This window comes from Streptomyces sp. NPDC060064 (assembly GCF_042736455.1).
Lineage (GTDB): Bacteria > Actinomycetota > Actinomycetes > Streptomycetales > Streptomycetaceae > Streptomyces.
The window spans coordinates 130,019-145,764 of record NZ_JBHWWF010000025.1 but is presented as its reverse complement, the minus strand read 5'-3'; the positions used below and the strand labels follow the sequence as shown (position 1 = coordinate 145,764).

General features: G+C 70.0%; 7 protein-coding genes. 6 read left to right on the top strand and 1 reads right to left on the bottom strand.

Annotation, left to right across the window (positions count from 1 at the left end; all coding sequences use genetic code 11):
* A partial coding sequence (locus ACFWDI_RS27515; RefSeq protein WP_385307739.1) for an AAA domain-containing protein occupies positions 1 to 4,301 on the top strand: 4,301 nt, incomplete at its 5' end.
* A gap of 80 nt (positions 4,302 to 4,381) precedes the next feature.
* Here ACFWDI_RS27515 and ACFWDI_RS27510 read toward each other — a convergent pair.
* Positions 4,382 to 6,553 (bottom strand): UvrD-helicase domain-containing protein, encoded by a 2,172-nt coding sequence (locus tag ACFWDI_RS27510; RefSeq protein ID WP_385307737.1) that lies wholly within the window; start codon positions 6,551 to 6,553, stop codon positions 4,382 to 4,384.
* 192 nt (positions 6,554 to 6,745) lie between these two features.
* On the opposite strand from ACFWDI_RS27510, the gene drmA reads away from it, so the two are divergent.
* The 5 genes from drmA (at position 6,746) to ACFWDI_RS27485 (ending at position 15,186) form a co-directional block, all read left to right on the top strand.
* The gene (gene drmA / locus ACFWDI_RS27505; RefSeq protein WP_385307735.1) at positions 6,746 to 10,576 is read left to right on the top strand and encodes a DISARM system helicase DrmA; all 3,831 of its coding nucleotides are present in this window, start codon (positions 6,746 to 6,748) and stop codon (positions 10,574 to 10,576) included.
* A complete protein-coding gene (gene drmB, locus ACFWDI_RS27500; protein WP_385307733.1) occupies positions 10,573 to 12,468 on the top strand; it encodes a DrmB family protein in 1,896 nt (631 codons plus the stop codon). The genes drmA and drmB overlap by 4 nt, the downstream gene beginning before the upstream one ends.
* A complete protein-coding gene (drmC, locus tag ACFWDI_RS27495) occupies positions 12,465 to 13,244 on the top strand; it encodes a DISARM system phospholipase D-like protein DrmC (protein WP_385307732.1) in 780 nt (259 codons plus the stop codon). The genes drmB and drmC overlap by 4 nt, the downstream gene beginning before the upstream one ends.
* A gap of 845 nt (positions 13,245 to 14,089) precedes the next feature.
* Entirely contained in the window at positions 14,090 to 14,527 is a 438-nt protein-coding gene (locus ACFWDI_RS27490) for an enoyl-CoA hydratase/isomerase family protein (RefSeq protein WP_385307730.1), read from the top strand.
* A complete protein-coding gene (locus ACFWDI_RS27485) occupies positions 14,524 to 15,186 on the top strand; it encodes a hypothetical protein (RefSeq protein ID WP_385307728.1) in 663 nt (220 codons plus the stop codon). The genes ACFWDI_RS27490 and ACFWDI_RS27485 overlap by 4 nt, the downstream gene beginning before the upstream one ends.
* Positions 15,187 to 15,746: the final 560 nt, after the last annotated feature.

Below are 15,746 nucleotides of genomic sequence, written 5' to 3'. Positions count from 1 at the left end.
CGAACCATCGGCCCCTGCTGACCACGCTCCATCGATCGAAGAACCGTCTTGAGCTGCAACAACACGCTCAGATCGCGAACGAACCGGCGATAACGCCCGGCACCGGCAAGACGCACACCATCGCCAACCTGGTCACCGACCTGCTCGCCCAGGGCAAGCGGGTGCTCATCACCAGCCACACCCCGCGCGCCCTGCGCGTGCTGCGGGACAAGCTGCCGGAGTCCGTCCGTGACCTGTGCGTGAGCCGCACCGAGGACGGCGCGGCCGCCCAGCGGGAGCTGGAGGCGTCCGTGCAGCGGATCCTCGGCGAGTACGCGGGCTATGACGAGAAGGCCTCCCGCAAGGGGATCCGGACACTCCAGTCGCGTCTCGCCCAGGCTCGTTCCGCTCAGCAAGCCATGCTGCGTGACCTCGCCGTACTGCGCGAACAGGAGACCCACCGCTTCGAGGCGGAGATCGGCGACTACAGCGGCAGCCTGCAGGAGATCGCCGAGCGCCTCACCGCGGAGGCGGGACGCTACGACTGGCTTGGCCCGGTCCCGCAGGAACAGCCTGCCCTGAGCGCCGACGAGGCCCTGCGCCTGCTGCACACCACCCGTGCGTACACCCCGCACCACCAGGCCCTGGCGGCCGAGGTGCCCGGCCCCTCCGAACTGCCGGGCCCCGGCGACTTCGAGGAGGCCGTGCGCATCGTACGGTCGGCCGAGGAAGCACACGCGGCCGCGCGCCAGGACCCGCTGTGCGCGGAGTACGACACGGCCGTGAGGAGCCTCGGCGAGGGTGAACAGCAGCGGCTGTCCTCGGCGCTCGACGCCTTCTCCACCACCCGCGCCCGCGCCACGGCTCTCGCCGCCGCGGCCGGCGACTGGGCCGCAGCGCTCCTGAGGCAGGTGACCGAGGGACAGGACTGGCAGGCACGCAGCCGACGGGCCGCCGTCACCGAAACCCTGGCGGCCGTCGACGGCTCGCTCGCCATCCTGGGCACGGCCATGGTCAGCGGCCTGGAACAGTACGACCCGGCCACCGCGCTCGCCCAGGTCACCTCACTGCACGACGGTCTCGGTCAGGGACAGAGGCTGCGCGGCCCCCTCGGCATGCGCTCCAAGCTGGCGAAGACGGCCGGCGCGTTCGCGGATAACGTACGGGTCGACGGCCGGGCGCCGGAGGACGTCCCCACGTCGGCCGTCGTCCTCGCCCGCGTCCAGCTGGAACTGCGCCTGGCTCAGGTGGAGTCCGAGTGGGGCACGCCCGTCGCCGCCTGGCAGGGACACGGGCCGCGCCTCGCGCGGCTGCGGCAGGACGCGGAGGTGCTGGACGCGCTGCTCGCCGTCGCCGCCGCCCGCACCGACGTCCTGACCGCCGCGGCCACCTCCCCGGCACTCGCGGTCGCCAGCTGGCACGACCCGTCCGTCGAGAACGCCGTACGCACCCTGCTGCGCGCGTCGACCACCCTGCGCGCCGTCGAACAGTCGCGCAAGGTCATCGCGGACACCGAGGAACTGCTGCGCGTCTGGAGCGACCGGCCCGGTGTGTCGCCCGCCGTGGTGCGCGCACTCGGCACCGTCCGCGACCGTGACCCCGACGGCTACCGCGCGTTCAGCGACGAGATGGCCGAGGTGCGCGAGGCCGCCCGGCTCCGAGCGGAGCAGGACGTGGCCCTCGCTCGGGTCCGCGAGGCGTTCCCGGCTCTCGCGGACCGCATCTCCAGCACGCACGCGGACAGCGCCTGGGACGCCGGACTGCCCTTGCTCGCCGAGGCCTGGGCCTGGTCCGCGTGGCGCGACCGCATGGAGCGGCTGACCGACCCCGAGGCCGAGCGTGCCCTGCGCCGACGGCTGACGGAGGCCGACGACGAGGCCCGCATCATGCTCGCGCGGCTCGCCGCCGCCCGCGCCTGGCACCGCTGCCTCGGCCTGCTCACCGGTGATCAGTCCCGGGCACTCAGCGCCTACCAGCAGGCCGCACGCCGCATCAAGGGCAAGTACCAGCACCGCTACCGGCGCGACGCACAGGCCGCCTTGCGCAAGGCGCAGACGGCGGTGCCGGCCTGGATCATGCCGCTGCACCAGGTCGCCGAGACCGTACCCATGGACAGGCCGGGTCTGTTCGACGTCGTCATCGTCGACGAGGCCAGCCAGTCCGGCCTTGAGGCCATGCTGTTGAGCTGGCTCGCCGACCGGATGGTCGTCGTCGGCGACAGCAAGCAGGTGAGTCCGTCCAACGTCGGCCTCAAGCAGGACGAGTACTTCCACCTCAGGGACCGTCTGCTCACCGCGCTGGAACCGGACGTCCGCAGCCTGTTCGGCCCTGAGTCCAGCTTCTTCGACCTCACGGAAGCGCTCTCGGCGGGCCGCGGCACGCTCATGCTCAAGGAGCACTTCCGGTGCATGCCGGAGATCATCTCCTTCTCCAATGACCTCTGCTACAACCGTGCTCTGCTGCCCCTGCGGCAGTACGGCGCCGACCGGCTGCCCCCGGTCCGCACCGTGTACGTCGAGACCGGCGAAGCCCTCGGTGCCAACACCCGGCTGACCAACATCGCCGAGGCCGAGGCTCTGGTCGACGCGATCGTGCGCTGCTGCGCCGACCCCGCCTACGACGGGAAGACCATGGGTGTCATCAGCCTCCGCGCCAGCAAGGGGCACCTGACGGAGCTGGAGAACCTGCTCGCCGAGCGCCTCGACTACGAGCAGCGCGAGGAGCGGCGCATCCGGGTCGGCGACGCCGAGGACTTCCAGGGCGACGAGCGGCACATCATGTTCGTCTCCTGCGTCAACTCTGCGACCAGCGCCGCCGGAACGGTCCCGGGCGGCTTCAACGGCAAGACCTACGAGCAGCGGATCAACGTGGCTGCCTCCCGGGCCCAGGACCAGGTGTGGGTGTTCCACAGCGCACGCGCCGAACAGTTCCACGAGAACGACCTGCGCCGGCGGTGGCTCGACCACCTCACCCGTCCCGCGGAGGAGGACGTCGTCCCGGTCGAGGGCGAGGTCCTGCCCGACGTCAGGCACGAGGCGTTCGACAGCCTGTTCCAGCAGAAGGTGTACCTGGAACTGACGGCACGGGGCCACCGGGTCCGTCCGGGATACAAGGTGGGCCGTCACACGATCGACCTGGTCGTGGAGGGCGGGACGCGTCGGCTCGCGGTCGCCTGCGACGGTGACGCCTTCGCCGAGGGTGAGGACGCGTCCACCGCGGCCGCCAGGCAACGCGACCTGGAACGCGTCGACTGGACGTTCGTCCGGATCCGGGGCAGTCGCTTCCACCTCGATCGTGAGCAGGCGCTGGCCCCGCTGTGGGCCGAGCTGGAACGCCTGGGCATCGATCCGGTCCGGCGGGAGCCGGAAGTCTCCGGAGCCGGCGACGACGCCGCGCCCAGCGGGGCGGAGCCGGCCGGTGACGCGGCGATCGGCGTTGAGGCGGCGGCCGGCGGTGAGGTGGCAGTGGCGGGTCACGTGACAGAGGCCGGTGACGTTGCTGGGGCCGCGGATGCCGCCGTGGTCGGTGAGGGCGTGCCGTCCGACCTCCGGAGCGCACCGAGCTATGAGGTGGGGAGCCAGGACACGGCGAGAGTGCAAGCGCCGGCCGCCACCGCGGCCGCCCTCGAGGCGGTGCCCGCGCCCAGGCCCTCGGACCCGCGCGAGTCCCTGCGTGTTCCGGCCCGACGGGCGACGCCTGCTCCGGCGCAGCCGCGTACCGTGACCGCGGAGAGCGGGGTCGCTGCTGAACAGGCGGCTGGGGCGACGGTGTCCGAGGCGGCGCCTGCCGCACCGTCGGCGGGGTCTGTCGTATCGTGCGCGAGCTCGGCCCGGTCGGCGGTGCCCACCCCGACCGCGCGAGGCCCGCTGCCGGTCCGGGAGATCCCCGCCGCGGCCTTCCAGCGGCTGGTCCGCGAGGTGCAGCAGTTGCAGGCGGCGGTCGACGCTCCCGACGAGACCCCTGACGGAGCGGACGCGGCCCAGCTCGTCTTCCTCAGAAAGGCCCAGGCCGACCGGCGCGACCGGCGCACCAAGCGTCTGGCCTTCCTGCGGACGTTTCTCGACGCCGTCAGCGTCGGGCGGGAACCGGCCGCGTTGGACGTCGTGATCCCGGGCGCGCTACTCGTCCTGGAGTTCGATGGCCAGGTGGACGAGGACACCCTGTACACGATCGCCGAACTGCCCACCGAGGAGGCGGACATCGTGTCCCCTTCGTCTCCCCTCGGCCACGCGCTGACCTGGCAGCCCGCCGGACGCGAGATCTCGTACGACGCGTCCCAGGGCACGTCGCGCACCGTCGTCGTGCGGGAGATCCGCGTCTGATCGCGACCACGGCACTGTCACAGACGGGCCCTGTCCCGCGGACCCCACCTTCCGGTCCGCGGCACAGGGCCCGGTGCGACTCAGCCGGTGACGGGATCCAGCATGCGGCTCCGCTCACCGCTCCAGGAGATCGCCAGCGCGTCGCGCGCCCGCGTACAGGCCACGAAGAGCAGACAGTGCTCGGCCAGAAGATCCGAGCGGTGTTGCACGGCGTCCTCGTCGGCAGGCGTCACCTGCGGAGCGAACGGCAGCGTGTTGGCCGTCACGCCGACGACGGCCACACAGCGGAACTCCAGCCCCTTCATGGCATGCATCGTCGCCACGCGCACACCCGACACCGACGGCCCCGGGTCGTCCTTGACCGCGACGGCGGGGACGCCCTCCCGGCGCAGGCGGGTGATGACGGCGTCGACCAGTGTGTTGAACCGGGCGCACACCGCCACTTCGGACGGCTTCACACCGTCCTGGTCGACCCATGTGCGGATCTGCTCCACCAGCGCGCGCAGTTCGTCGTCCTGGTTGCCATGGCCGCGAGCCACCGGAACGCGGCCGTGCAGCTCGGAGCGGTAGCCCCGCAGCGAGTCCTGGCCGCCGTCGTCCTCGTCGTCCTCACCGAGTCGGCCCACCGGCTGACCGTCCAGGAGAGATGCGGACCAGCGCAGAATCTCCTCCGTGCTGCGGTAGTTGAGGCGCAGCCGGGACGTTCGTCCGCGCACGTTGACGCCCAGGGACCGCAGCGAGACCCGGGAGTCGTAGATGCGCTGATGGGGATCACCGACGAGGAACAGGTCATCGGCCTGCTCGGCCACGCAGGCACGCAGCACCCGCCACTGGGCCGGGTGCAGGTCCTGTGCCTCGTCCACCACGACGTGACGGTAGCGCGGCCCCTGCTCGGCCAGTATCCGGGCGGCCTGGTCGCACACCATGGTGTACGTCGCGGAGTCGCGCGAGGCCAGATCCCCCGTGAACCGCTCCATGACCCGCCATAGCCGGGCCCGTTGCACCCGCCCCACCTGGGTGCCGCGCCCCCTGCGCACACATCTCAGGTATTCCTCAGGCGTCCGCAGCCCCTGAGCCAGCACGACGTTGCGGAACTCCTGGGACAGGAAGCGCTCCGACCAGGGAAGGTCCTCCCGCGCGGCAGCACGGGTCCACGCGCTCTTCTCCGCTGCCGCCGACAGCGGTTTCGGCGAGCCGCCCCTGGCTTCCCGGATGACCCGGGCGGCCAGCGAGTCCACCGTCGTGACGTCGACACGGTCGAGCAGATGCGCGTCGGCATCGCCGAGCAGGAGGGCCAGGCTGTCCCGCAGGGCGCCCGCCATGGCGTTGGTGAAGGTGGTGAGCAGGATCCGGTCTCTGTCGCGGCCGGTGCGCAGCAGGTGCCGTACCCGGTGCAGGGCGACGACCGTCTTGCCGGTGCCGGGGCCGCCCGTCACCTGAGCCGGTCCGTTGAAGCCCGCGTGGTAGGCGTACCGGCGCTGGGCGGGGTGCAGGAAGACGCGCCAGCGGATGAAGTCCTCGGTGAGGATCCGCTCCAGCTCGCCGGGGCCGGTGACCTCCACGATGCGGTTGGGCGTGTTGAGGATCGCCTCGCTGAGCGTGACGGCCGGCCGGTCCTCCGCCGTGCGCACCGTCTGCCCGCGCGGGGCGATCAGCTGCTCCCAGACGTCCTGGGGCGAGCAGTCGGCCGCCAGGTACTCCAGTACCTCGTACTGGTCGGCAGGCATCATCGGGGGCGCCATGACCGCTAGATCGTCGGCCGTGACGCACACGCGCGCCAGTCGCAGGACCTGCTCGTCGATGCCGAGGTCACGCAGCACGGTGTCGGAGTGGTGCGCGAAGAGCCGGGCCGGGGTCTGGACCGCCTTCGTCTCGAAGTAGGTCTCCATCTGCTCGAGTGCCTCGACATTGCGGACCTCCAGGCCTCCGGTGGCGCCGTTGACCGAATAGGCTCGCTTGCAGGCCCAGTTGATCGCCTCGTCGTGGGGTGCCACCCTGAGGAGAGTGAACAACTCGCCGCCGTCGTCCGGGGCGAGGAGAACGCCCCGGTAGAACCTGGTGACCCGGATCGTACGGATCCGGGGGTCGCGCGCCCGCTCGAGCTTCTCCAGATGCATTCCCTTGCTGGCATGGAGCTGGGGCACCGTCAGGCTCCGGAACATCTGGATCGCGTCGTTGACCTCCTTCTGGACAGGTCTCTGCAGGGAGATCAGATCCGCGACGAAGTCGTCGGAGAGGGCGAGGCGGGGCATGGGAGTCCTCGGGTCGCGGGCGGGCGGTGGGCGCGCGGTGGGCAGACACCAGCCTAGAGACTGACGGGATGCCGAGCGACGGACCCCTCGTATTCGTTGTGTGAACTGAGTCAACGAGTCTATATTTCTCGTGCTGCCACTCCACCGGTGCACATCCGTGCTCCGACGGCCCTGTCCGAAAGGACCCACCGCATGCCGGCCCAGCCTGCCCAGGCCGCTGTTCCGCACCCGCTCGACGAAGTTCCCCAGACGTTCCGTGCCGGGGACTCCTACGCGGTGCGCGACGCACTCGTGCACTACGTCCGCCGGGATCTGCTGGGTCCCTGGGACGGCGAGACGGAGACGCTGCCGAGCGCCTCCTCCGGTCCCCGTGACCGCTACCTGGTCGGCATGCTCGGCCCGCGCCCCCATGCCGTCACCGCGGACCGGATCGCCCGTGCGGCAGCCCAGGGCGCGGACGGGGAGTCGGGTGACGAGCAGGAAGGTGACGACAGCGACCTGCAGGACCGGTTGAGTCCCCAGGCCGCCGGACACATCTGGGCATCTTCCATGGGCCTGTCCTTCACCGCCCCGGCCTCCGTCGGCACGCTCAGCGCCACCGTCCGCTGGGGTCGCTACAGCCAGTCGGACGAGGCCACCGAGCGGGGGACGACACGCCGGGTCTGGTCACGTGAGCCCGTCGAGCGCCTGGTGGACATCGACGTGACCGACGGGGCCGACCGCACCGTTCAACTCGACGGCGACACCGTCGTCCTCGACGTGCAGGTACGCCGGCACACCGGCCGAACGGGCGCCGAGGACCTGCGCATAGTCGAGCTGGCCCTGCTGAACCGGCAGCCGGACAGCGCGGACGCACGCGACGCGCACTGGCTCTTCCAGACCGAGATCGACGTCACGGCCTTTCCCGACGACCAGGCGGCCGTCTTCCTGCCGGTCGACGACCCCCTGGACCCGGCGAGCCACGACAACGCGCCCGAAGACGCGGAGGAGCGGCGACTGCGCCTGCTCTACCGGGACAGCCTGAGCCACGCCAAGGGCCGCAACGTCGCCGTGCACGCGCACGTCCGCGACGGAGAGCGCAACGCGCACCGCCTGACCACCGTCTGGCTTCCCGAGTACGACGTCAGGGCGACCACCGCGCCGGCACTCGAGGAGCAGGACCTCCTCCAGGGGCTGGAGCTGGGCATGGACGAACTGGCGGCACTCGCCGTGCCCGACCGCCGGGCCGAACTCAGCTCCGCTCTCGCCCCGTTGGCCGACGGGTACGGTACGTGGCTGGAGCAGCAGCGCCGCAGTGCCGCCACACTCCCCGAGGACCTGCGAGAAGCGGCCGAGACCGCGATCGAGCAGGCGCTCGAGGTCTGCGACCGCATCACCCTCGGCATCGACCGGCTCGTGGCCGACGAGACGGCCCTGCTGGCCTTCCGGTTCGCCAACCGGGCGATGGCCCTGCAGCGCCGCAACACGGCCATCGCGGCCGCCCGCACCGGCCGCGAGAACGACTCCCGGTCCTACCGGGAGGCCTACGACGAGGTACACGGCAAGGGCAAGGCGGCAGCGATCTGGCGTCCGTTCCAGCTCGCCTTCGTCCTGCTGAACATCGACTCCCTCACCCAGCCCGGACACCCGCACCGCGGTACCGGCCGTGAAGCCCTCGTCGATCTGCTGTTCTTCCCGACCGGTGGTGGCAAGACCGAGGCATATCTCGGACTCGCCGCCTACACCTTCGCCCTGAGGCGCCTCCAGGGCACCATCGGCTCGGGTACGGAAGCCCGGAGCGGTGAGGCGGGCGTGGGCGTTCTCATGCGCTACACCCTGCGCCTGCTCACCGCCCAGCAGTTCCAGCGCGCCGCCGCCCTGGTGAGTGCCTGTGAAGTCCTGCGCCGCGAGGAGTTCGCGCGGGACCGGCGCTGGGGACCCACCCCGTTTCGGATCGGGCTCTGGGTCGGCACTTCCGTATCGCCGAACTGGTTCGACGAGGCCAAGGAACAGATCGCCGAAGCGAAGGAGAACGCCAGCGACAAGTACGCCCGGGTCCTGCAGGTCCTCACCTGCCCCTGGTGCGGCAGCGGGCTGACCGCCCGCTCGAACATGGAGTACGACGAAGGCCGCCGCAGAGTCCTGCTGTACTGTCCGCGCGGCGAGGGGGAGGAGCGCTGCCCCTTCTCCCGGCGTGAAGCGGTCGGTGAGGGCATCCCCGTGCTCACCGTCGACGAGGAGATCTACCGGCTGGCACCCTCGCTACTGATCGCCACGGTCGACAAGTTCGCCCAGCTCCCGTGGAACGGCTACTCCGGCCTGCTGTTCGGCAGGGTCACCGAGCTGTGCCCCCGCCACGGCTACCGCCACGACGACCTGGACGCCAAGACCGGCTGCGGTGGCCGCCACAACGCCAGGGGCGACCTGCCCGGCGTCACCGCCCAGCCCGTCACCCGCCTGCGACCTCCGGATCTGATCATCCAGGACGAGTTGCATCTGATCTCCGGAGCCCTCGGTACCACCGTGGGCCTTTTCGAGGCGGCCGTCGACCAGTTGTGCACGTGGAGCTTCACCGACGCTCACGGAGTACGTCACGACGTCGGCCCCAAGATCGTCGCCTCCACCGCGACCACGAAACGGGCCGCCGACCAGGTGCTCGGTGTCTTCGGCCGCAAGGTCGCCGTCTTCCCTCCCCAGGTGCTGGACGTCGGCGACACCTTCTTCTCCCGGCAGGTGGAACTGAGCCGGGAGAATCCCGGCCGCCGCTACCTCGGCGTATGTGCGCACGGCACCCGGCTCAAGGCCGCCGAGATCCGCGTCGCGGAGATCCTGCTGCTCGCGGCGCAGCAGCTCTTCGACGACTACGGCAGGCCGGCGGACCCGTACATGACCCTCGTCGGCTACTTCAACGCCACCCGTGAACTCGCCGGCATGCGGCGGTACATGGACGACGACATCACTACCCGAGTGCGGTCCAACGGCAGCCGCAAGGGCCAAGACACGCTGTCGGACCGCATCGTCAGCAGAGCCGGGATGCTCAGCATCCAGGAACTGACCTCCCGCATCTCCTCCTCGGACATCGGCGCGGCCCTGAAGAGACTGGAGATCGAGTTCGACCCCGAGCGGGACACCTCGGTGCGCAGGCGGGCCTTCCTGCGCGAGTACGCCGCCGCCATGAAAGACAAGCGGGAGCCCCGCGCGTCCATGACACCGACCGTGCGACAGGCAGTCGACGTCGTCCTCGCCACCTCCATGCTGCAGGTCGGTGTCGACGTCTCCCGCTTCGGCCTGATGCTTGTCGTGGGCCAGCCCAAGAACACCGCCGAGTACATCCAGGCGTCGTCGCGGGTCGGCCGCGACCCCGCCCGTCCCGGCCTGGTGGTGACGCTCTACAACTGGTCACGCCCCCGCGACCTCGCCCACTACGAGGACTTCGAGCACTATCACGCGACGTTCTACCGTCGGGTGGAAGCCCTCTCCGTCACCCCGTACACGCGCCGCGCGCTCGACCGCGGTGTCGCCGCCACTTATGTCGCCGCGCTGCGCCACGCGACCTACGACTCCTCCCGCAACCTCGACGCCCACCACGTCGACCTCGACGGACCGCTCGCCCAGGAGGTCGAACGGCGGTTCCTCGAACGCGCCGAACGGGTGGGAGGCGACCGGCCCCGCCAGTACCTGAGCGAACGTCTGGACCGGCTCAAGGACGAATGGCGCCGCAAACGCGACGAGAGCAGTTCGGCCCTCGCCTACCGCAAGGAGAAGCACAAGACGACCGTCGTGAACGGCCTGCTGCGACGGGCGGACGGATCCCGGTGGACCGAGCTGACCGTCGGCATGTCGATGCGCGAGACGGAGAACGAGATCAACCTCCTTCTCCCCGGCGGCGGCGCCTTCCTGGAAGAACCCTCGGGCGACGGACCCGACTGGACGTTCGGCGCCTCCGGGACCGACTCCGACACCGACCCGGACACGGCGAGCACCGTGGACAGCGACGAATACGGGCCCCTCACGGCCGACACGGTCAGGAAGGCACAGCGATGAGCAGTCAGGGCAGCAACCGCAGGGTCGGCGCCGTACGGCCCAGCCACCTCATGTTCACCGCCGGAGTCGGCGCCCTCGTCGACCTGCCCAACTTCTCCGTCCTGATCCGGGGAATCGACTCCTGGAGCCACTCCGGTGTCACCGACTACGACATCGACGAACCCCGGCTGCGCGCCGCCGTCAACCGGTCGCTCCAGCGCTATGGACGCGGCCAGATCGAGCAGTTGCGTGCCGCTCCCTGGCTGGAGGGCGCCGATGCTGACCCGAAGAGCTGGGCGGCACAGGGGGTCGGAGTGCCCGTCACGCCGTTCCCGCAGTGGCTGCGCTGCACCGCGTGCAATGTGCTGGCCGCGATCGACTCGGGCGAGTTCGCCTTCGTCAACGCCAACCCACGGACGCCGCACGAGGCGAAGTTCGTCCACGACTGCAAGCGGGGCAAGCCGCTGGCCGTGGCGGCCCGTTTCACCCTCGTGTGCACCGCCGGCCATCTCGACGAGTTCCCATACACCACTTACGTGCACCGTGGGCAGGCCTGCGGCAAGACGCCGCGCCCGAAGCTGCGCATGAAGGACCATGGCGGCAACCAGGCTGCCAACGTCACCATCGAATGCGTCGCCTGCGGCGTGAAGCGCAACATCCGGGAAGCCATGGGCGAACGAGGCCGGCGCAACCTGCCCCGGTGCCGTGGCCGACATCCGCATCTCGGCACCTACGAGACGAACGGCTGCGACGAGGAGCCGGTCCTGATGGTGGCGGGGGCGTCCAACCAGTGGTTCCCGCTCACCCTCAGCGCCCTGGCACTGCCCAAGGCGCAGGGCGGAGACATCGGAAAACTCCTGGACGACCACTGGCCCGACCTCGAACTGATCGAGGACCGAGGGCAGTTCGACTTCATGGCACGCATGCCCAAGTTCACCTTCCTCAAGGAGTTCGACGCAGACGCAGTGGTGGGGGCGATTACGGCCCGCAAGCAGGGAACCACCGGGCCGGCCCCCTCCGCCCCCGACGTCCAGGCCGACCTCTTCGGACCCGAATGGGAGGCGCTCTCCGGTCCCGTTCCCACCCCCAGCGACGATTTCGCACTCCGGCAGATGCCCGTGCCGGCCCGTCTGAACGAGTTCCTCGCCGACATCAGGCAGGTCGAGCGGCTGCGTGAGGCACGAGCGCTGATCGGGTTCAGCCGGCTCGACGCGCCTGACCCCGAATCACCGGAGATCGCCACGCGCGTCGAGCTGTCCCGCGGGATCCGGAACTGGGTGCCGGCCAGTGAGGTGCGTGGCGAGGGCGTCTTCCTGCGCGTGCGGGACGGTCTGATGGCCGAGTGGACCGCTCGTATGGAGAAGTCACCGCAGATGGAGGCGCACAGACAGGCGTACGCACGATTCCGCGCCAACCGGAAGTCGGACCGCAAGACCAGCGACTTCGATCCCTACTACGGCTGGCCCGGAGCGCGGTACATCGCTCTGCACACCCTCTCCCACCTGCTGATCCGCACCATTGCCCTGGAGTGCGGCTACAACTCCGCCTCGCTCGCCGAGCGGATCTACGCGGGGGACGACCAGAATCCGAGGACGGGCATCCTCATCTACACCGCCGTCCCGGACTCCGAGGGCACCTTGGGAGGTCTGGTGTCCCTGGCCGAGGAACGGGAGTTCGACCGGATCGTGCGTCGGGCTCTGACCGACGCACGCCACTGCTCGGCCGACCCGCTCTGCGCCGAGCGCCTGCCGCAGGACCCTGCCGACTTCCTCCACGGGGCCGCATGTCATGTCTGCCTGTTCGTGTCGGAAACCACGTGCGAACGCGGAAACCGGTTCCTGGACCGTCGGTTCCTCGTTCCGCTGACCGGGGACCAGGATCCGGTGCTGACCCCCGTCGGTCTGTTGCCGTGAGCCGACCCGCCTTCGAGGGTGCTGCCGAGACCGCCGTCGCGGCTCTCGGCCTCTCACGCAGCAAGGACCTCGCCGGCCTGCTCGCCCAGGGACGCACCAGGGAACGGATACTGACCGAACTGGCGACACCTGGAGTCAGCGAGGCTGTCGCAGCGCTGCACGACGCCATCGAGTCGGAGTCGGTGCCTGCCTCCGAGGCGGCTGCCTATGTGCGCGGCTATGTCGCCGCCCGGCGGCAGGCCAGGGACACGGTCCGGGTCCGCACCGTGTGGAGCGGCCCTTCGACACCGGCCGTACCGGTGCGTGCCACAGCCCAGGTGCTGGTCGAGGTCATCAGTGAGGCGCAGCACGAACTGCTGGCAATGACGTACGCGGCTCGTCCATATCCCGCCCTGACGAAGGCCCTGACAGAGGCTGCGGGCAGGGGTGTCCAGACGCACATCGTGGTCGAAACCCTGGCCGGCGCAGGCGGCCTGCTCGCGGGGAGGGAACCGGCCGAAGCGTTCGCGTCCGTGCCCGGCCTGCTGCTGTGGGCCTGGGCACGGGACCCGGCCGAACGGGGCCGCTCACGCCAGCACGCCAAGCTGGCGGTCGCCGACCGCCGCACCCTCCTGCTCGGCAGCGCCAACCTGACCGAGTCCGCTGCACGGCGCAACATCGAGGCGGGTGTGCTGGTGACCGGCGGTGAAGCACCACGGCGCGCGGCAGAGCACATCGTCGAACTGCAGCGTCTCGGCATACTCAGGCCTTTCCCGCCACATCACGCTCCCGGCTGACCACGGAACCGTGCTCGCGGTCTGATCGAAGACTCCCCTATGGCGGGGCAGGAAGCGTTTGCAACTGGAGACAGCGTCTCATCGGGACCGCGGGCGGGGGCCCAGAGTCTGTGTAAGTGGGGCCGGTGATTGTGCAGCATGGGTCGGCGCCGGGGAAGACACCATGGACGCTGACCAGCTGGCCTTACGGATCACTACCCCTGGCTCCTTCCGCCCGCAGATCGGAGTCCGCCACAACCTGAACATTCGTCAGCAAGGTCAGCAACGGGTCAGTGTGAGTCCTGGAACACCTGACGACAGCTGACCGGGGATGCGAATCGTTGTAGGCTCCGAACATCGCCCTTGACCTGCATAAAGCGGGCAGGGAGCGGACAAACCGGGAGCCTATTCATGCTGCGCACCATGTTCAAGTCCAAGATCTAGCACTTGGACGTTGGTGCAGTTCAGCGCCCTGTCGGCTCGCCCGAGGTCAGCAAAAGGTCAGCATGCGTCGCAGCAGAGACTCCGCTTGCTGACCTGGCGCCCCATGCGGACGCAAGGCGTGATCACTGACTTGCGCTCGGAAGGCTTGATACCGGACCCTCGCCCACGGCACGGGGCCCGTCTTCAAGGGCTGCTCAAGTGCGGCGACTGTGCCAAGCCGACCCGTTGCGCGCACCCGTACACGTGAGGAGGTCGGCTACGGCAACCCGTCCCGCTGCTCGGCGTACACCGACCCGCCTGCTGCCGCAACTCGACCATCACCCGCGCCCACGGCCCCTCGCACTGAAGAACGGCTCGGTCGCACGCGGCTCGCCGTCCTTCCCGCCGAGGGAGGCGCCCCGGGTCGCTTACCGCTTGTGGCCGTGACCGCCGGAATCGGCCAGATCGAAGCGCTCATGGGCATCGTCCCCGGCGGAGGCGGAACGCAGTACCTCCGTGACCGCGTGGGCCGCAACCGTGCGCTGGAGGTGGTGCTCACCGCAGACCTGTTCGATGCCGAGACCGCAGCGTCTTACGGCTGGATCAACCGGGCTCTGCCAGCCGATCAACTCGACGAGTGCGTCGACCGTATCGCCCGCAATATCGCTGCCCTGCCCGATGGTGTCATCGAAGCGGCCAAGCGCGCATTGCCTGCCGAACACATCACGGACGGACTCCTCCGCGAGAACGAGGCGTGGGCCACTCAGATTGCTTTGCCTGCTGTTCAGCAACTGATGGGCCGAGGACTGCGCAACGGGGCGCAGACACCCACAGGTGAACGCGACCTCGAGGAACTGATGCGCAGTGTCATGCGCCGATGAGCCAGGACCAGCAGCTGGCGCCGAAACAGTCGCGCGGGCAGGTGACGCGATCCCGCAGCTCCCTGGAGCGGTCGCTGCTGGAGCGTCCAGCAACAACTCCTACCGCAATGACTTCAGGCGTCGCGCCGATCGCTGACAGGCAGTTCTCGCGGGCGCTTGGCTGCGGCCAGCCAGCACCCGAATCTGTGGCCCTCACCCCGCCCCTCAGACCAGCTTCGGAGGACTTCGTGCCCACGGCGCGCCACACTCGAGCTCATCGCATCGTCGCTCAGCCTCGCACCCATGCCCTGACATGGAGCGAGATTGCTCAGCAGGTCCAGGCAGCCGCGGAACTCGTCCACCGGTACAACGAGTTTGGCCTCAGCTGGAGGAGCGCCGGATGGGGTGCGGAGGGCCACCTGCGTCGAGCAACCGCGCAGCTGCAGCCGCTCCTCGACGAATATGTTGCCGGAGCACGGACCTGGATGGGCCGTGCCTGGCACCGGCGCCAGACGCGTGACCTGACGCAGCAGGTGCCCGAGGCACTGTGGTTCACCACGCGTATGCAGGCGTTCGGCGAGCTGTTCTGGCCGCCCTCCCTCTTCTACCGCGGCGGGCGACCGGCCTTGCTTGAACGTGCCATGCGACTGCTGGACTCCGCCGAGCTCGTCCCTGCCTGACCAGTCACTCTACGAGGACTACAGCATGCCATCCGAACCGAAGCTCACCCTCTGGGTCGGGACTTACCACGGTCCGCGCCCAGAGGACCGGGCGCCGACTACGTGCCGGAGGCGTCGATGACGGCGCGGGCGGTGATCCGCTCCTCGCGGCCGTCGGCGGTGCCGACGTGAACGGTGAAGGGCTGCTCCTCGCGGCCGCTCGCGACCTGGGGCTGAGCCGCCGGGGCGAGTGCGCTACCGGGAGGCGAACCACCGCGTTCGCCGAAGGGTGCCGGCAGGGGTCAGACGAAGGCCCCGACTGGTTCGGGGGATCCCCAGCCGGGGCCGATCGAGAGTGGGCGCGAAGGGCGGTCGCCTCGCGGCGGGGGCTCCATAAGGCTTCAGCCGAACGATCGTCCTCATGGGCAAGAGGTGAGGCCCGGGGACACAGTTCCCTTCACGCCCACACACGGACCAACGGTGAAGCACCCTCGAATGTTCCCTGGGAGCGGCTCATACCGGGACTCTCCGGATGCTCGTGTGAGCGGGCCCGGTGACGGCGCCTGTCGCGCGGTTCCCGG